Source organism: Sphingosinicella sp. (genome assembly GCF_041916975.1).
Lineage (GTDB): Bacteria > Pseudomonadota > Alphaproteobacteria > Sphingomonadales > Sphingomonadaceae > Sphingosinicella.
Genome location: NZ_JAYRYK010000001.1, coordinates 3,457,690 through 3,474,590 on the forward strand (window position 1 = coordinate 3,457,690; position 16,901 = coordinate 3,474,590).

Below are 16,901 nucleotides of genomic sequence, written 5' to 3' on the forward strand. Positions count from 1 at the left end.
TGTGGCAATGATTTTTTAGTTTCAGACGGGCGCGCACGTTCCTGCGTTGGAGGGGTAAATGAATTTTCGGTGTTTTCTCCTGGCAATGGCGGCGACGATCGCGGGCAGCGCTTTCGACGGGGCCTACGCCGACCAGGCACAGCCCACCGCAATTCGATCGGTCCGCGTCGACGACGGGGTGGTCGACTACAAGGTGGGTTGGTCGGAAACGGTGCTCAAAAGCGCGGATGGCATTCCGGATGCGACCATTTCTGCCACCAGCTACGTTCGCGAGGGTGCTGTTCTTCGCACGCGCCCGGTGGTTTTTGCCTTCAATGGCGGGCCGGGCGCCGCGAGCGGCCCGCTTCACTTCGGTCTGCTCGGACCGCGCCGGCGCGTGGAAGCCAGGGGGGAGCCGGCACGCTTTGCTGACAACCCCGAGACGCTGCTCGATGTCGCCGACCTGGTACTTATCGATCCGGTGGGGACCGGGTTCAGCCGCGAACTGCGTCCCGGCGGTGCACAAGCCTATTGGAGCGTGAAAGGCGATGCGCAAGCGACGGTTGCGCTGATCAGGGAATGGCTTCGCGTCAACGGTCGTGAGGCGTCCCCGATCTTCATTGTGGGCGAAAGCTATGGCGGCTTTCGAGCGGCAACACTTGTGCAGCACATAACCGATCTCAATGTTGCCGGAATCGTGCTTGTCTCACCCGGCCTCGTGCTTTCGGTCGATCCCGACCAGAATGCCATTTTCGAATTTCCATCCATGGCCGCAGCCGCATTCGCGCACGGGCGTGCCGGAAGCGGGAAAGACGACGTGGCAAAGCTGTTCGAAGAGGCGCGTCAGTTTGCGCAGACCGAATATGCAGCCGCCCTGCAACGCGGCAATAGCTTGCCCAAGGCCGATAAAATTGCCGTCGCCAGGCGCATGTCGGCAATGATCGGAATTCCCGAGGATATCATCGCGGAAGCGAACCTCCGCTTGTCCAGCCAGGATTTTCTCGAGAAGCTGCTTCCGGGTCAGGTGGTTGGCAGGATCGATACGCGCGTGGCGGCGCCCGCACCGAAAGCTGTTCTTGTCCCGGGCCGCGACAAGGCGGCCGATGACCCCGCCCTGGGTATGGGAAAATCGAATGTCATCGTAAACGCGGGAACCGGCGACTATTTGCGGGAGATCGGCGTCGATACGGACCGCGCCTATATTGGCCTGTCCCTGGATGTGAATTTTGCTTGGAACTGGAACTCCGGATCCCCGAAGATCCAGGACAATTCCGGGATTACCGCACTGCCGGGGTTGGAAGCGCTTCATCGTGCGAAGCCGGGGGTGCCGGTGATGCTGGTCAGCGGCTATTATGATCTGGCGACGCCGCTTCTCGCTCAGCGGTATGCGCTTGAGCACTCGGCGATCTCACCATCCCGAATTCAAAGCCTGTTCTTCGCGTCCGGTCATACGGTTTTCAATGACGATCCCGCGCGGATTGAATTGTCCCGTCAACTCCGGCGGTTCGTGACAAGTGCGGCGGATGCGGTGCGAATCCGCAACTGATAACGAACGGCAGTGCCTGTTCGTGTGCGGAGCCGAGGCGGCCAGGCATCCGCGCGCGGCATCGTCGGCATGGAAAGGCATGCACAGCCTGACGGAGGTTCCGTTATCGGTGCATGCCGCCTGCACGCGCTGAGGTTATTCGCGCCTTAGGAACTTGCGCATTGCATCGAGAACTTCGCGATGCGGCAGCAGGGTGTGGCCACCGTCATAAAGCGACATGGCGACGCGGTTCCAGGGCAGGTCGGATTGCGAAAGCGTGTATTCCGTGCTTCCGATGGTTGTCAGCGTGTCGTGGCGGCCTTGCGTTACGAGCAATCGCAGATCGGGATTGCTGCGCATAAGATCGGCAAGCGTCACATCCAGGGAGGCTGCGCCTGTCGGTTGGAAATTCCATGCGTAATAGGTGGCATCGGCATCCGGTATCAGCATTGCGTATGTCCCGACACCGGACACGGTCAGCTCGTCGCGCATATAGCGATTCATCGCGGTTCCGATGCCGGCAAACATCTGGTTGTAGTCGGGTTCGCTCTCAGATTTCGGAAGGGTTTGACGTCCATCGTTGCCGTCGAGGACGAGATTCCGATCTTTCAATAGCTCGGCATTGAAATTGTTCACGACGATTGTGTTGTTCTCCCGGAAATATGTCTCGGGAATTCCGATAAGCGGTGGAAGTGCGCTGGCGATCTTCTCGCGGGTCGAAGGATCAAGCCTGTACCCCTGCGCCAACGCCGGAAGATATTCCTCATATGCGAAGCGCCGGGCGCGTTCTACGGCTTCCTCCCAGCTTTGGGACTTGTTGTCGATCTTGCCATGGTAGTGAGCAAGCGATGCCATCATCGGCAGACGCATCGCGATCCATGCCGGATTTCTGACCCGGCCCATCTGGCCGTGCGTAATGGCCTGACCGTTGAGGATGATTCCGTCGACACGGACTGCAGGCTGCATTCGGGTAAGGTCTCGACCGAGCGCGACGGCGCGCAGTGAGCCATAACTTTCGCCCCAAATGTATATGGGTGAGCCCGTACGTCGGTTGCGGTCGAGCCAATGGCGTATGAGCACGGCGACCAGTTCTGAATCGCCGTCGATCGAGTTGAGGTCGGCTGAGGCATCGGAGAGGGCTTTGCTGAAGCCGGTGCCCGGCGGATCGATAAAAACAAGATCCGCAACGTCGAGAAGCGAGTCTTGATTATCCATCAGTCGCGCGCCTGTGTCGGCGAGGCCCTTGTTCGAGAGGTCCGCAAGTCGGCGGGGGCCGAGCGCCATCAAATGCACGAAGGCGGAAGCCGCACCGGGGCCGCCGTTGAAAACGAACATGACGGGCCGCGGCTTCGAATCGCGTCCCGCGACGGCCTGGTAGGTTGTGGTGAACAGGCTTGCGACCGGGGCACCGTTCGCAGCGTGCACCCTGGTCTCAGCGACCTCCGCCCGGTACTTCACGCGTTTGCCGTTGAATGTGCCGACATGCTGCGAGACGAAGGCATCATCGCCCGTCTCAGCGTAAAGCGAGAGCGGGCGAAGGGGAGGCGGCGGCCCCACCTGCGCTTCGAGCGAGGTCGAGGCGCTTGCGGCAAGCAACACCACAAGACCGCGAAGAGCATGACGAAGACGGATGTTGCGTATCATTCTCTCGACTTTCCGCATTTGCGTCACAGGCGAATAAAGCCGATGTCGCCGTGGACCTGTATGTTTGTTCCGAAGTCACGGGAACGATCCCGGATCGCGCGCAAAATTCGCTGTGCCTCGGCGCCTTGCGCAAGGCGCGGCAAACCGCGCCCATCGCCGTCCCGAGGATCGAGGAGAAGGGGATAAATCTTGATTTCCTTCACTTGTCCGCCAACATAGCTGCTGACGGCGGCGGCACCGTCGTACCAGCTGTCCGGTAGCTCGACGACCTGCTTGTTCGGACCATCACTTGCGATCGTCAACGTTTTCGGAAGATCGAAGAACAGGCTCGCAAGTCCATAGAAAATCGGCCTTCCCTTGTAGATTTCGATTCCCTGGACGGCGTGCGGCCCATGACGAACGACGGCATCGGCGCCGGCATCAATGGCCGCGCGAAACAGCGGCTGAAGGAAGTCCGCAGGCGCGGGATCCTCATACCCGCCGGAAAGCGTTTCATGCGCATGGATCGAAAACACGACGAAGCCGGCCTCGTCTCGTGCGGCGCCGACGGACTTCAACAATGCATCCTGGTCGACTTTGCTGACTTCGTAGGTCAGCCCCTCTTTCCCCGCGAGGCGAAACGTCCGTTCATCCAAATGAATGTCCGGTGTGCCCTTTACGGGAAGTTCGTAGCCCTGCCAGCCTGCATTGACGGCGAGGCGTCTCAGCGCTTCGTATTCATCCTTCTTCACAAGCCTGACCTGCTGCACGTGCAGCGGATTGAGCCCGGCACGTGCCGCCGCGCCGCGCGCCGGCGCGCCGGCGGGTGACATGCCTGTAAACGTCGATGCTGTGGCGATCAGCGCGACGCGTCCCTTCGATGTCGAGAGAAATCCGGGTGCACGTGCCTTCTCCAACGATCCGCCGGTGCCCGCGTGGGTGAGGCCGATGGCATCGAGCGCCTCGTCGGATGCGATCATCCCCTCGACACCCCAATCCGTTGCATGATTGTTGGCCCGGGAAATGAGATTCAGGCCAATTTCCCGGAACTTGCGGAAGACCTCAAGGCTGTGAATCGGGTAGCCTCCGCCGTTTTCTGCGGCGAGGCTCCCCCGGAAATTGCCGACATCGAAAACATTGCCTTCGTGATTGGCAAAGGCTGCATCGCTTGTTCGGATCAGGGAGAAAACGCGCGCGACCTGGGCGTCGACGTCCGGCATGGTGCTGCCGTAGGGGCCGAGCAAATCGCCGGCTGCAAAAAAGGTGAAGCCGTCCGCGACGGGGCCAGGTCGCGTTTCCGATTGAGATGATGAGGGTGAAGCGGCATCGGCGGGCGCGGATGCCGCGCTCGCCATAAGCATAAGAAGCGCAAGCGCGCTGTTTCGAACTGCCATTTTCTATTCCTCCAGGGGACCGAGCGGGCGGGAAGGGGCGGGCGTCGCCATGACGCGATTGATGAATCCCAGAACCTCGGCGTCGAACTCACGTCCGGTTGTCATGTGTCCGCCCGCATAGCGCAGGACGACGACATTGTCTTTGTATGCCAAGGGAACTTTGCGAGCCGCGTACTCAGCGGCGAAATAGGGTGTTGCGATGTCGTAGGCGCCGCTGATCAGCAGCGCGTGCAAGTAACCCGCACCCTCGGTGACCGCGGCGACAAATGCGGGCAGTGCCTTTTCGGTACCGGCGCCTTCATCGTTCGATATCGATATCGGGGCCCACCATTGATAATACATCCAGTCCATGAACGGATCTGCCGCAGGCGGCCACTGCCCGCCGAAGGGACCGGCATAGATGCGATCCGACATGATTCCGATGTAGCGGATTGTGTGCCGCCCGCCGATGTGCAGCTGTCTTTTGATGAGTGCCGTTCCATCGGCTTGCTCAGTGGTCGGGGAAACACGCCAACTGTCGTTTTTTTCAGAGGCGTGCGCACCAAATGCAGGTTTCAGGAAGATGGCGACAAAGGCGACAAGAAGAAGCCTGGCGATGGCGTTCGATTCAATGTGGCGCATACTCAGGCTGCCTCCATTCCCCGCCCGGAACTTCGGGCGCTTCCGGCCGAGCGCCGGTGCTTCCCTGCGTCGTATCGCGCGCTGTTTGCCAAAAGGCTCATAAAACCGGCCGGGTGCGAAAGCCCTCTTGAAAGTGCTTTCGGATCAGCAGGCTTCGTCGCGTCCCGTTGAGCCCGGGAGATCGAACGGTCGCGGTGCAGACGCGTGCATCTCGACTGGAACGCGGCCCGGGCAAGGCCGACTGCAGCGCCGAAGACGGGTCTGACATGCGAAGTGCGCTTTCCTGTGAACGAAGGCTGCTCGTCACGTGCTAAGGCAGAAATGTCACGCATTCAAACTTTTTGTAGCTTAGTTAAAAATTTTGATTGATCTGGGCCCGAAATTCCATGCATTGCTGTTTGTAGGACCGGTGAACGGTCGAGCCCGATGCAAGGGGGGAAGGGGAATGAACGTGAAATACGCAATGTTGGTTACGTGTGCGCTGGGCGCGATGGTCTCCGCTGAGGCTTCGTGGGCGCAGTCGTCGTCGCAGGCCGAGTCGGCAGAGGCGGGCGACGCGCGCCTTGAATCGGAAATTGTCGTCACGGCGCAAAAGCGCGAGCAGCGTCTTCTTGATGTGCCGCTCGCGGTGACGGCGGTGTCCGCGGACACGCTCGTTGAGCAGAATTTGGTCGGTATTGCCGACTATTATGATCGGGTTCCCGGCCTTCAGATCGGTGGCGACGAGGATATTTCCGAGGTTTCGATTCGCGGCATCACGACCGGCGGCGGCACCAATCCGACGATCGCCGTTCTTGTGGACGATATCCAGTTCGGGTCTTCGGTCTATGCAGGGCAGGCGCCGTTTCCGGACCTCGATCCCGCGACGCTCAGCCGAATCGAGGTTCTGCGCGGGCCTCAGGGTACGCTTTATGGTGCCTCGAGTCTCGGCGGTCTCATCAAGTTCGTGACGCGTGACCCGAGCACGACGCGTTTCTCCGGGCGCGTCGAGGTGGGGGCGAGCGCTGTCAAGGACGGCGACTGGGGTTATTCGACGCGCGGCGGGCTCAACATTCCGCTTGTGGACGGTATCGCGGGGCTGAGCGTGAGCGGTTTCTATCGCAACGATCCGCGATTCATCGACAACGTGCATCCCAATGCGCCGGGCGAGGATGTGAACAAGCTTGAAGCCTGGGGCGGCCGCGTCGCGCTGATGCTTCAGCCGACCTCCAACCTCGCGATCAAGTTGTCCTATCTGCGGCAGGACAAGAAGTCGCGCTTCAACGATACGATCCAGGTCTGTCCGGAGTGCGTGATCGATCGATCGACCGTCACGAACTACACGCCGCGATTCGGGGATCGGACGATCCGACAGGTTCCCAACGACAATCATAACCGCTTCCAGCTTTATTCAGGCCGCGTGGAGCTTGATCTCGGCTTTGCTGATCTGACGTCGATTACCGCTTACGGTAAGAGTCGCGGCCTCAACAACAACGACGTCACGGCAGTGTTCGGCGGCCTTTTCCAATCCTTGTACGGATTGCCGGCGGGCAGTGCGACGGTCGTTATCGGCGACAACAACAAGACCAACAAATTCTCGCAGGAGATTCGGTTGGGTGCGACCGGCGAGACGCTGGATTGGCTCGTCGGCGGATTCTATACCAAGGAAAAGTCGGACGTTGCCCAGACGCTTTTCCTGTCGGGTGGCGGGCTCAGCGATGTCGTGCCGTTCAGCGGAACGAATCCGAGCCGGTTCGAGGAAAAGTCCGTCTTCGGCACGCTCACGCTGCACGCGACCGAGAAACTGGATATCCAGGTCGGTGGGCGCTATGCGGACAACAAGCAGCGCTACTTCTCGATTCAGGAAATCGATGGTCCCGCTCAGGCCGTCTTCGGACTGCCGGGCACGAGCGCGACGATCCGGGCCGGCGAAGACGCGTTCACATGGCTGATTTCACCGAGCTATCACTTCAATCCTGACATGATGGCCTATGCGCGGGTCGCGAGCGGGTATCGCCCCGGCGGACCGAACACCGACGTTCCGACAATTCCGACGTCGTTCGACTCCGACTCCGTGATGAACTACGAGGTCGGTTTCAAGGGCTCCACGCTTGATCGTATGCTGAGCTTCGACATTGCGGCGTTCCAGATCGACTGGAAGGATATCCAGCTCATCAATACGGATGCCGTGTCGCAGTTTCTCTTCTTCACGAACGGCGGCAAGGCCCGGAGCCGGGGTGTCGAGCTCGCGGGACAGTTGAACCCGTCCGAAGGCCTCAGCATCAACGCAAGCACGACGTTCACGGATGCCAAGCTGCGCGAGGATCTGCCGCCATCGACCGCAGCGACGACACAGCTCGAGGGAGCAAAGGGCGATCGGTTGCCCTACTCCGCCAAGTTCACGGCCACGCTGGGTGTGCGACAGGAATTTGACCTGAGCGACAAGGTGTCGGCCTATGTCGGCGGTTCTCTGGCGCATGTCGGCAAGCGCTTCTCGGCCTTCCGGACGGATTCCGTTTCTGCTCCGAGGCCGCGTTACACGATCCCTGCTTATACGCAGTTCGATCTGAACGCCGGCATCACCTATGACGAAGTGTGGAAGCTGAATGTGTTCGTGCGCAATCTCTTCGACAAGGATGGTGTCGTGATTTCACAGAACCGCAACGGTACGGCGGACCCGACTGCGCAGTTCCTTGATCCAAGAACGATCGGCTTCACGCTGGCACGAGAGTTCTAAGTTCCCAGTGGGAATGGGAGCGGCAACCAGCGGGTTGTCGCTCCCATTCTTTTTGAGGCGGTGTTGGTGTAAAGAGCGATACATGGCTGCGAAGATGGAGCTCAAACCTTGTGGTTTCGCGGACAGTGGCCATGCTGACGCGTAGGGAGCTCATGGCGGCCGGCGCGGTCGTTCCCGCTGCCGTTTCGGCGGCGGTGTCAAAGGAAAGACCGGAGCTGAGCCTTCCAGACAAGGCGGCATTCTTCGCATCCGGACTGACCTATCTCGACTCCGGGAGCCAGCACCCTATCAGCCTGGCGGGCAGGCGTGCCGCAGACGCGTATTTCTCCCGCCGAATGCTCGATCCCCACGCCGCTGCATTCAAGCTTGATGCCGACGGATTGAGACGGAAGTTTGCCACATTGATCAATGCGCAAGGCGATGAAATCGCCTTTGTCCAGAGCACGACGGCGGGCGAGCAGCTTGTTCTCAGGTCCCTCGGATTCCCCGAGGACGGCGGCCATATCGTGACCGATACACTCCACTTCTTCGGATCGATGCCGATATACGAAGAGCTGGCCAAACGGGGGGTGGAGGTAACCTGGATTCGGGATCGGCAGGGCAGGATCGAGCCTGCCGCGTACAAAAAGGCCATGCGTCCCGGAACACGGTTGATCGCGCTGTCGCACGTATCCACCTACAACGGTTTCGAGCACGATCTGAAAGCGATTTGCGATCTGGCGCATGACAACGGCACGCTCGTCTATGCGGATATGGTGCACGCGGCAGGGTGCATACCGGTTGACGTCAAGGCGGCCGGGGTCGATTTTGCCGCCTGCGCGACCTACAAATGGCTGATGGGGGATTTCGGTCTCGGGTTTCTCTACGCTCGCGCTGATCGCCTGCCGATGCTGAAACGGCCGGTTGCCGGCTATTACGGTCTCAGCACATTTCAGACGCACGTCTACCCGCTTGACCCTGCCGGGACGCGGGTGGCGGATTACGCATTCGCACCGACGGCGATGGGCATGTTTGCGCAAGGCACGCACTCTCATACCGTGATTGCCCAGTTGCACCATTCTCTCGACTATATCCGTTCGCTTGGCGTGGCCGATATACAGCGGCACGCGCAAGGCCTAACGGACCAGCTCAAGGCGGAGCTTCCCAAGCGCGGCTACACGCTGTTGACGCCTCGCGAGGCGAAGACGCCGCTTGTGACGTTTCAGCAGCGTGATGCGAACACCGTGCTGGGACCGTTGCTCGATGCAGCCAGGGTCAAGATAACATTGTCGGCAAATCGTGGCCGGGTGTCACCGTCGGTGTTCAACGACGCGGCCGATATCGACCGGCTTCTGTCCGTATTGCCGCGCGCGAGCGGGTGAAGGCATGCGGAGGCGTTGAGGGACGCATTCCGATTTTACAGATTCGATTCACATGTCACGGGTGCACGCGGAGGGATGGGGAATGACGACAACGCGGAAGCAGTACTGGTTTTTGTTCGTGCTGACTCTGGTCGTCACCCTCAATTACGTCGACCGATATGTTCTCTCCATACTCGTGGAACCGATCCGGCTCGAGCTTGATCTCAGCGACACTCAGATCGGCCTGCTTACGGGCGCGGCTTTCGCGCTTTTCTATTCGACGCTGGCAATCCCCATTGCGCGTCTGGCCGAGCGCTACAATCGTCTGCTGATCCTGTTCGGAGCGGTGCTCATCTGGAGCGTGGCGACAGCGGCATGCGGACTTGCCGGGGGATTCTTGATGCTGCTGCTCGCACGCATATTCGTGGGAGTCGGTGAAGCGGGGGCCATGGCACCGTCGATGTCGATGCTCGCCGATGTTTTTCCGATCGAGAAGCGTGGCACGATCATGGGCCTCTTCGCGCTGGGCGCGCCTTTGGGCGGTGCACTTGCGCCGCTGCTTGGCGGTTGGCTCGAGCCTGCCATCGGGTGGCGGGCGACCTTTTTTGTGCTCGGCGGTGCCGGGCTTCCACTCGCTCTGCTTCTCGTTGCGACTGTTCGAGAACCACGGCGGGGCCTGGCCGATGGTCTGGAAAAATCGCCGATCGCGGTCCCGTTTCGTGAAGCCGCGCGGCGCCTTTTCCGGCGGCGTACCTTCGCCCTCCTGACGCCGGCGCTAATCCTGATGGCGCTTGGGGAATACAGCATGATCTTGTGGATGCCTGCGTTTTTCCAGCGTACGTTCGATATTGCGCCGACCGATCTGGGTGCGCAGATCGCGCTGTACCAAGGCTTGCCGTTTTTCCTTGGAACGCTGGCGGGCGGCATTTTCGTGGACCGGCTCGCAAAACGCGATCAGCGCTGGATGGTGTGGCTTCCAGCGTTGGGCGCCATCCTTACCGTCCCGGTCGTGCTCATGCTTTTTGCGTCGAACACCGCTTCAATGGCCTTTGCCCTGCTGATCCTGCCTTCGGCAGTGAACGGGCTTTATATCGCGCCGAGCTATGCCCTTGTTCAGAACCTGTCGGCCGTACATTCGCGCGCGACAGCGGCTGCCATTCTCACCTTTACCGTCACGATTGTTGGCGCAGGTCTGGGGCCGTTTCTCCTGGGTGCGCTGAGCGACTTCCTCTCTTCGCAGTATGGAAACCAGTCGCTGCGCTATGCCTTTTTCTCGCTGGTGCCGATGTATGCGCTTGCCGCTTTCCTGTTCACGTTCATCGGGTCCAGTCTCGTGCGTGACATAGAGGACGCGCGCTCGGACTCGCTGTCAGGGATAGACGATCAGGCGCCGGTCACAGCGGCGGCTTGAGTCGCTGATCGCTGATCGTCGACAGGGCGCGCCAGGTCATGCGCCAATCGCCGCGCCGCGGCAAAATAGTGTGCGCTGGCCCAAAGGCCGGTGAGACTGCAGGCCATCAGGACATAGCGAAGCGACTGTGCTGGGTCAGCTATGCGCGTGCTGAGGACATCTGACAGAAAGCCGATGAGCAGCGGGGCGACGACGAGGTTCGCGACATTGGCGACGAAGACGAGAACGGCGCTTATCAGCGCGCGCATGGTTGCTGGAACAAGGTTTTGAGCGAGTGCAAGCGTTGGCCCGATGTAGAGATAGGTTACCGGAATGAAGAGCCACAATAGCGCAATGGCCGCCGCTTCCGAGGAAACCCAGTACGCGAGCATCGAGGGTGCGGTGGCGAGGAGGGTGGTCCCGCCGACAAACCATGCCTGATAGCGTGGATCCTTGCCGGCCATCCGGTGCATTGCCCAGGCTGTGCCGAGCGTAACAGCGGTTCCCCCAAGCGCATGCATGAGCCCGAGGTGTTCGCCGATCTCGCTGAGGGTCATGGCATGGCTGCGCGCAAGAAAGCTCGGTGTCCACCACATCAGTCCCCATCCCCAGAACGTAATGATTGTGACGCCCGCGAGCGTGTGCAGCAGCGAAGGCCGCCGGGCTATGAAACGTAGCGCTTCTCTGAGGTTGGCAGGTTCCTGGGACGCTGGCGATGCGTCCAACTCGCCGCGCAACGGTTCGGAGACCGACAACGCCAGAATCAGCGCGACGGGAAGGCCCATCGCGCCGAAGGCGATCAGGACAAAGCGCCAACCGTAGGCGTCGTTCAGATAACCGCCGAGCGAAGATCCCAGCGCTGCGCCTGCTGCTGCACCGATGGCGAAAAGTGACATTGCCATCGCGCGTTCCCGTGGATGGAAGCGGTCGGCGAGCAAGGATTGGGAGGGCGGTGTACCGCCGGCCTCGCCGATACCGACACCGATCCGTGCAAGAAGCAGTTCCATGAAGGAGCGGGTTGCACCGCAAAGCGCTGTTAGAAGCGACCAGGCGGTGAGCGAGACCACGATCATCCGCTTTCGGTTTATCCGGTCGGCAAGGAAGCCGAGGGGAATGCCGGCCGTGACGTAGAAGACGGCAAGAACGGCCCCGGTGAGCAGTCCAACCTCGGCGTCTGTCAATGCGAATTCAGACTTTATCGGTTCGATCAGAGTCGAAAGAACGAATCTGTCGGCGATGTTCAACGTGTAAACAAGTGTCAGGATCAGCAGCACATACCAACGCGAGTTCAAGACCGGAAACCATCGCATCCCATCCTTCATCGCTGCCCCTCCCGCATTTCGATCTAGGTGCGCATTGAATCGGCTGGCCGTGACCGCCCAGCAGGGTCGTGGCGTTTGATCGCGAGAATGCAAACCGTCCCGGCGGCCATGGCAGCACCTATCGTCAGGAAAAATCCGGTGGATCCCCATGCAAGCACGAGTGCGCCGAGCGTCGTGCTGATGACAGCGCCCAGTCTGCCGACGCTTGAGGCGATGCCGATCCCCGTCGCCCGGATTTCGACGGGAAATACGTGGGCTGCAAGTGCGTAGAGCAGAATTTGTGTGCCGCCGAGACAAAAGCCCTGCAATGCAAGAGCCGGGAGAAGCCAGAATGCATCATGGGGAGAAAGCGGGAAGAGCGCGATCGCAAGAGCGCTCAGGCCGCCGCCGCCCGCGACGAGTGATAACGGAATGCGCGTCCCGAGGCGCATCGTCAAAAGTCCGGCGCCCAAGCCTCCGGCCACGCCGCCGATATTGAAAACAAGCAGCCCAATGCTTGAAGCGGAGATGTCGAACCCCGTTTCGGTCAGGAGGACCGGGAGCCAATTGAAATAGAGATAATTGCTGAGCAAGCCGACTGTGAATGCTCCCCACAGCAAGATCGTGTCGGCGCGCAGATTCTTCTCGGAAACTGTCCGGAAAAAGCTGGACCCGGCTTTCGTGTGCGGGCGTGGCTGGCGGGCTTGCTCTTCTGACTCTGGTTCAGGTTCGCTGCGCGCGACATTGCGACTGCGCAGAAACGACGGCGATTCCGGAAGAAAGAATGCCAGCAGAATCGCGACACAAAGAGGCAAGACGCCGGCAATCACGAACATGCCCCTCCAGCCGATGACCGGGAGCAGAGGTGCAGCAAACAGCCCGCCCAGGATACCGCCAGCCGGAACGCAGAGAATGCTGATGGAGATGGCAAGGCTCCTGCGATTGGCCGGCGTAAACTCCGCCACGAGGGCTGTTGCGACGGGAAATGCAGCGCCGAGACCGAGCCCGGCGATGAGCCTCAGAAACCCCAGTTCCAACAAATTGCCCGCTAACGCCATGGCACCGCTGGCAAGACCGAACGTCATGACGCTTCCGATCATCGTGACGCGCCGACCGAGCCGGTCCGCAATGTAACCGCCCAAGGCGGCACCCAGCATCATTCCGGCAAGGCCTATGCCGAGGATCGGGGCAAGGTCCGCTTTGCTGATTGGCCAGTCGGCCAAAAGGGCGGGGGCTGCAAAGCCTATGACCTGCGTGTCGAAGCCGTCCAGAATAATGGCGAGCGCGCACAGCGCGAGAACCATCTTCTGCCGCGTCGTCCAGTGCTCCGCGGTTCCGGGACCTTGAAGGTTCATAGGGGGTGGGACTTCCGTGGAGAGAGGTGTTGTCAACGCCAAAGCCGTTCGGCGAGATCCAGGAAATTCTCGCCGAGAACGCCGCGGACGTCCTTTTCGGAATGGCCGCGCCGCAGCAGAATATCTGCAAGCGGCCGAAGTATGGAAGGCGCCAGAAAGTCGATCCGGCCATGATATCCTTCCGATGTCGGCCAGAACTGCGGGTTGGCCGCAACGATTTCGCTTACGTCGACATCCACCGGAAAGCCGTAATCCAGCCCGATGCCGACGTGCTTCGGACCCGCTACCTGGATCAGATGCTCGACATGGTCCGCAAACAGCTCCGCGCTTGGCCTCTCGCCAAGGAACAGGCTGACGCCGACGGCACCGATGACACCGCCGGTAGCTGCACACGCGCGAATTTGCTCGTCGGAAATATTGCGTCCGTGCTTCCAGCGCGCTGCAGGATTGGAATGCGAAAAGATCACCGGGCTCCCGGAATACTCCATGACCTCCATACTGGAGCGATAGCCGCAATGGCTGACATCGACGAACATTCCGAGACGATTCATCTCGTCGATCACGCCTCTTCCGAAAGCGGTCAGGCCTGTGTCTTCGTCGTGACATCCGCCTGCAGCCGCATTGTTGCGATTGTAGGCGAAGAGCATCTGCTTGACGCCGAGATGGTGATAAAGGGAGACCATGTCCAGGCGTTCGTTGAGCGCGTTCATCCCCTCGAGGTCGAACGTCACGGACATTTTTCCTTCCGCCTTGGCGCGCCGCACGTCAGTAGCCGTTGAGGCGAGGATAAAGCGTGTCGGCCTGTCGAGCAGCCATCTCCGGAAGGCGGACAACGTCGTTATGCAGTCCTGCCAAGGCATGAGGTCGAAGCCGACATTGATCGAAAGGTGGCTGCCGCCCGCATTTTTCCATATTGAAAGGTTTTCGAGGGCCGCAGCGGGATCCGGCATGAAGCCCGAATGATTGTCCCAGACGACTGCGGATTCGAAGAACGTGGCCGCATCCGTTTCACCCGGCTTTTCCGCTTGTGCAAAATCCATTAGACAACCTTTCAATTTGGTTGGCCACTTCAACATAATGTTGATATGAGGTCAATCGAAGTCAGGGTCATCCAGAGATCGGAGCTACGTGCGTATGGCAACCACCTCACTCGCCGAGAAGCTGAAGGCAGGTTACGCCAAAGCCTTTGCGCCGAAGCAAGGTGAGCCGGACGGTACGGAAGTGCTGATCGGCATAGCGGAAGCGCTGCGGCAGATCGTGGGGAGTCACATCGAGGTCGTCGTCCATGACCTGCGGGTTCCCGAAAAATCGGTCGTTCACATTGTAAACGGGCATGTCAGCGGTCGCCGTCGAGGGCATCCGATCATTGCAGGTCTTGCAGAAGATGAAGGCTTCCGAGGGATCATCGCGGGCAGCAACCCGGCCGATGCCAATGTCGTTCGGGTGATCGGCAGCTATCTTTCGTCGTCACGCGACGGGCGCGGTCTGCGGTCGTCTTCGGTCATCATTCACGACAAGGATGGGCGCGCGACCTCTGCATTGTGTTTCAATGTCGATCCGGGTCCGGTGGAGCGTGTCGCCCAGGAACTGGACAGGCTTCTCATGCCGGCCAATGGCGACGATGAAGACGAGGCTGGCGGTGCGATCACGACCGAGGAACTTATCCTTGAAATCATGAACACGGCGATTCAGCCTCCGGGAGTCGACGTGAAGCGGATGAGCAAGGCGGAAAAGCTGGAGGCCGTGCGGAAGATGCACGCCCGGGGCCTCTTCATGATGCGAGGTTCGGTCGAACGGGTCGCAAAACAGCTCAAGACAACCAAGTTCACGATCTACAACTACCTTGAAGAACTGGGCGTCAAGTAGACGCGTCGGTTACGCGGCCTACAGATTGCAGCTGGATGCGGGCACGTCTTCGACGCGTGCCCAGCGGTAGCCCGAGACGGGCCCCGAGCGAGGGAGATACGTAACGTCGAGCAGCTGCTCGCCGCGCCGAACCTTGACGGTGATGGTCGCTTCCGGATCCCCTTCGGCGTCCGATGCACCGGACAAGCTGACAAAGACATCGCCGTTACGGATGCCCGCCTTTGCGGCGGGAGACTGAGGGGCGAGACCGGCGATGGCCATGGCTCCGGGCTGCAGAAATTCCGGTGCCAGGCCGAGGTCGAATTGCCGGACCACTGTTTCGACCGGCCTGAAACAGGGCGCAAAGCTGTTTTGGGGCGGCAGCAGCCTGGCTCCGCTCGTCATCGCATCATAGTCGGCGCGCCCTTCGGGGCCGAGCTCTGAAGCTATCATCTCCAGCCATTGCGAAAGGCCGTGGGGTTGGCCCTGAGCCCGGCGCGCCGTCATGGCCTTCACGAGATCGTCAAGGCTTCGGCGACCTCCGGACGCTTTACGGATTTTCGCATCAACGGTTACGAGATAGAGGAAGCCGCGCCCGTACGGGACGCGCTGCGCGTTTCGATCTTGCCAGAAGCGTTTTCCGGCTTCGGCGAGAGTGAGCGTCTGTAGCGGATTTGCATAATATTGATAAGCACGCTTGTTGATCTCGCGCTCGAAGTCCTCAAGACTGTACACGCCCGCCCGATACGAAAGCAGAATGGAGTAGAATTCCGCATTCCCTTCCGAGTACCACGCCGTTGCGCCATGATCGTCATCGCTGAGATGTGGCCAGTTGTGTGCGGTTTCATGCGCGAGGAGTGCATGCAGTGACGCGGGCGTCGGAACAGCCGCGTCGCTGTAACCGAACATGAAGGATTGAAGAAGCGCCGTACCCCCACCGGAAGGATAGGGGTTCTTTCTGGCGAACACCCTGTAGGCCTTCCCTTCATCGGAAAAGAATTCGGATGCATACAGGTAAAATTTCCGGATGTTTTCAGCGACTGTCTGCATGTCGAAGCTGGGTTCGGACAGCCAATACGTGCCGAAAGACGTGGTATCCGGCGGCGTGGACCGGACGGGGCCGGCCATGTAGAAGCTTTGTGCAAGATCGGCCGCAGATCCCCGACGCCGGACGTCGTTCTCTCCGAACGTCCATATACCTCGCGAACCGGCCGGCATCGCCGAAAGGTCGAACCGGACGCGTATATCGAAAGACTTCTCATCTGGAGGAATGGCGAGAAAAGAAATACCCGCGCCGCTGACACCGCCCGCTTCGGCAACAAGGTCGAACAGCGGGCCGCCGCGCGTGCTTGCGTCGACCGCGCGTGGGGGTGCGGAGAAGCGCACGGTGACGTCGCCGACCGTCGGGCGTGATACGAGCCAACGCCGGTAATCAGCGGAGGGCGTTTTCGGTTCGTCTTCGGCGGTAAGCGGAAGCGGTCCGGCGGCATCGAACGCCGTGAGAGCATTTCCGTCATAACGGGGTGTCGGGATCGACGTGATGCGCAGGGGCATCCGGACGAGCGGCGACATAGCCGGAAGCGCGGGAGCTTCGATGCGCTGCTCGACATTGACCTCGGTGACGTTCCCGTCACGGCTGACAGGGCTCAGGACGATGTCCAGATGCGGCAATCGTTCTGCTGCCCATGCCGTGCTGCCGGCAAATATTGTTGTAGCCAGAACAATGAACGCTGCGCGGTCGGTCGGGATCATTGCTGCAACCTCGTCAACATATTGGTGAAATGCACCTGCGAACCGAGTGACGTCTGCACG

12 protein-coding genes are annotated in these 16,901 nt (G+C 60.4%); 5 read left to right on the forward strand and 7 right to left on the reverse strand.

The window, feature by feature from the left end:
• Positions 1–58 precede the first annotated feature (58 nt).
• Positions 59–1,525 (forward strand): hypothetical protein, encoded by a 1,467-nt coding sequence (locus ACE3TJ_RS16320; protein WP_374598018.1) that lies wholly within the window; start codon positions 59–61, stop codon positions 1,523–1,525.
• A gap of 135 nt (positions 1,526–1,660) precedes the next feature.
• Here the strand turns inward: ACE3TJ_RS16320 and ACE3TJ_RS16325 are convergent, their stop codons facing one another.
• From ACE3TJ_RS16325 to ACE3TJ_RS16335, 3 genes are read right to left on the reverse strand one after another with little or no spacing between them, the layout of a single operon-like run.
• Complete coding sequence (locus tag ACE3TJ_RS16325; RefSeq protein WP_374598020.1) at positions 1,661–3,166, reverse strand: hypothetical protein; 1,506 nt, start codon at positions 3,164–3,166, stop codon at positions 1,661–1,663.
• Between the two features lie 5 nt (positions 3,167–3,171).
• Complete coding sequence (locus ACE3TJ_RS16330) at positions 3,172–4,521, reverse strand: CapA family protein (RefSeq protein ID WP_374598022.1); 1,350 nt, start codon at positions 4,519–4,521, stop codon at positions 3,172–3,174.
• Between the two features lie 3 nt (positions 4,522–4,524).
• The gene (locus ACE3TJ_RS16335) at positions 4,525–5,142 is read right to left on the reverse strand and encodes a hypothetical protein (RefSeq protein WP_374598024.1); all 618 of its coding nucleotides are present in this window, start codon (positions 5,140–5,142) and stop codon (positions 4,525–4,527) included.
• A gap of 463 nt (positions 5,143–5,605) precedes the next feature.
• On the opposite strand from ACE3TJ_RS16335, the gene ACE3TJ_RS16340 reads away from it, so the two are divergent.
• The 3 genes from ACE3TJ_RS16340 (at position 5,606) to ACE3TJ_RS16350 (ending at position 10,609) form a co-directional block, all read left to right on the forward strand.
• Positions 5,606–7,858: a TonB-dependent receptor gene (locus tag ACE3TJ_RS16340; RefSeq protein WP_374598026.1), complete on the forward strand. Its 2,253-nt coding sequence runs from the start codon at positions 5,606–5,608 to the stop codon at positions 7,856–7,858.
• 131 nt (positions 7,859–7,989) lie between these two features.
• The gene (locus ACE3TJ_RS16345) at positions 7,990–9,219 is read left to right on the forward strand and encodes an aminotransferase class V-fold PLP-dependent enzyme (RefSeq protein WP_374598028.1); all 1,230 of its coding nucleotides are present in this window, start codon (positions 7,990–7,992) and stop codon (positions 9,217–9,219) included.
• Positions 9,220–9,301: 82 nt separating this feature from the next.
• The gene (locus ACE3TJ_RS16350; RefSeq protein ID WP_374598030.1) at positions 9,302–10,609 is read left to right on the forward strand and encodes a spinster family MFS transporter; all 1,308 of its coding nucleotides are present in this window, start codon (positions 9,302–9,304) and stop codon (positions 10,607–10,609) included.
• Here the strand turns inward: ACE3TJ_RS16350 and ACE3TJ_RS16355 are convergent.
• Genes ACE3TJ_RS16355 through ACE3TJ_RS16365 form a run of 3 tightly spaced genes read right to left on the reverse strand, consistent with a single transcriptional unit; the run spans position 10,582 to position 14,284 of the window.
• Positions 10,582–11,910: a spinster family MFS transporter gene (locus ACE3TJ_RS16355; protein WP_374598032.1), complete on the reverse strand. Its 1,329-nt coding sequence runs from the start codon at positions 11,908–11,910 to the stop codon at positions 10,582–10,584. The genes ACE3TJ_RS16350 and ACE3TJ_RS16355 overlap by 28 nt on opposite strands.
• Positions 11,911–11,933: 23 nt before the next feature.
• Positions 11,934–13,244, reverse strand: a complete 1,311-nt coding sequence (locus tag ACE3TJ_RS16360) for an MFS transporter (protein ID WP_374598034.1) — start codon at positions 13,242–13,244, stop codon at positions 11,934–11,936.
• A gap of 32 nt (positions 13,245–13,276) precedes the next feature.
• Positions 13,277–14,284 (reverse strand): dipeptidase, encoded by a 1,008-nt coding sequence (locus ACE3TJ_RS16365; RefSeq protein WP_374598036.1) that lies wholly within the window; start codon positions 14,282–14,284, stop codon positions 13,277–13,279.
• A 94-nt stretch (positions 14,285–14,378) separates the two neighbouring features.
• Between ACE3TJ_RS16365 and ACE3TJ_RS16370 the strand changes: the two genes are divergently transcribed.
• The gene (locus ACE3TJ_RS16370; protein ID WP_374598038.1) at positions 14,379–15,110 is read left to right on the forward strand and encodes a transcriptional regulator; all 732 of its coding nucleotides are present in this window, start codon (positions 14,379–14,381) and stop codon (positions 15,108–15,110) included.
• 18 nt (positions 15,111–15,128) lie between these two features.
• Here ACE3TJ_RS16370 and ACE3TJ_RS16375 read toward each other — a convergent pair whose 3' ends face one another.
• On the reverse strand, positions 15,129–16,841 hold the full coding sequence (locus ACE3TJ_RS16375) for a hypothetical protein (protein ID WP_374598040.1): 1,713 nt from the start codon (positions 16,839–16,841) through the stop codon (positions 15,129–15,131).
• Between the last annotated feature and the right edge of the window lie 60 nt (positions 16,842–16,901).

Bases quoted from the DNA above. Each gene is read 5' to 3' on its own strand.
- ACE3TJ_RS16320 (WP_374598018.1), top strand. From the start codon at position 59: ATGAATTTTCGGTGTTTTCTCCTGGCAATGGCGGCGACGATCGCGGGC.
- ACE3TJ_RS16325 (WP_374598020.1), bottom strand. From the start codon at position 3,166: ATGCGGAAAGTCGAGAGAATGATACGCAACATCCGTCTTCGTCATGCT.
- ACE3TJ_RS16330 (WP_374598022.1), bottom strand. From the start codon at position 4,521: ATGGCAGTTCGAAACAGCGCGCTTGCGCTTCTTATGCTTATGGCGAGC.
- ACE3TJ_RS16335 (WP_374598024.1), bottom strand. From the start codon at position 5,142: ATGCGCCACATTGAATCGAACGCCATCGCCAGGCTTCTTCTTGTCGCC.
- ACE3TJ_RS16340 (WP_374598026.1), top strand. From the start codon at position 5,606: ATGTTGGTTACGTGTGCGCTGGGCGCGATGGTCTCCGCTGAGGCTTCG.
- ACE3TJ_RS16345 (WP_374598028.1), top strand. From the start codon at position 7,990: ATGCTGACGCGTAGGGAGCTCATGGCGGCCGGCGCGGTCGTTCCCGCT.
- ACE3TJ_RS16350 (WP_374598030.1), top strand. From the start codon at position 9,302: ATGACGACAACGCGGAAGCAGTACTGGTTTTTGTTCGTGCTGACTCTG.
- ACE3TJ_RS16355 (WP_374598032.1), bottom strand. From the start codon at position 11,910: ATGAAGGATGGGATGCGATGGTTTCCGGTCTTGAACTCGCGTTGGTAT.
- ACE3TJ_RS16360 (WP_374598034.1), bottom strand. From the start codon at position 13,244: ATGAACCTTCAAGGTCCCGGAACCGCGGAGCACTGGACGACGCGGCAG.
- ACE3TJ_RS16365 (WP_374598036.1), bottom strand. From the start codon at position 14,284: ATGGATTTTGCACAAGCGGAAAAGCCGGGTGAAACGGATGCGGCCACG.
- ACE3TJ_RS16370 (WP_374598038.1), top strand. From the start codon at position 14,379: ATGGCAACCACCTCACTCGCCGAGAAGCTGAAGGCAGGTTACGCCAAA.
- ACE3TJ_RS16375 (WP_374598040.1), bottom strand. From the start codon at position 16,841: ATGATCCCGACCGACCGCGCAGCGTTCATTGTTCTGGCTACAACAATA.